We start from the raw sequence: 542 nt of genomic DNA, 5'->3' as shown, positions 1-542 counted from the left end.
ATGGTCATAAAGTCGTCGATGATAAGGACATCGACGTTGATCAGTTTCCGCATCTTATCGAGGTAGTTTTGGTCAGTCGGTGAGAAGACCGCCAGCATGTCTACAAGTTGATCCAGCCGGTAGTACGCCACGGAATATCCGGCTTTGCATGCGGCGATGCCGATGGCGCAGGCAATGTATGTCTTGCCTGTTCCGGTCGGTGCGAGGATGTGTATGTTGGTCGGGTTTTCCCGCCAGTTGGTTGCTGCGATTCGTTTCAGCTGGCGCATGTTGATACCACGTTGTTCTGCCCGGGTGATTTCAGCCAGGCTTGCATCCGGGTATCGGAATTGTGCCTGGGTGATGGCCTTGGCGATATTGCGCTGTTGGCGTTGTGTGTAGGCTTCTTCGACTGCGGCGAGGAAGATGTCTTCTGGTAGCGCATCCGCATAGGCCTCGTCGTTGACAACCTCGTAGAAGATGTCAGCGAAGGTTGATACACGAAGCTTGCGCATTTTTGCCCGCACAATCTCGTCGTCGATGCTGCTCATGATTTTTCACAC

General features: G+C 53.3%; 1 protein-coding gene. It reads right to left on the bottom strand.

Translation table 11 applies throughout. The annotated features are described in order from the left end of the window. A partial coding sequence (locus tag MHK09_RS11675; protein ID WP_250413619.1) for an ATP-binding protein occupies positions 1–530 on the bottom strand: 530 nt, incomplete at its 3' end. Positions 531–542: the final 12 nt, after the last annotated feature.

The organism is Corynebacterium tuberculostearicum (genome assembly GCF_022347235.1).
Classification (GTDB): domain Bacteria; phylum Actinomycetota; class Actinomycetes; order Mycobacteriales; family Mycobacteriaceae; genus Corynebacterium; species Corynebacterium tuberculostearicum_F.
Note: the sequence above shows the minus strand (reverse complement) of the source record. Positions and strands in the feature narration are given on the sequence as shown.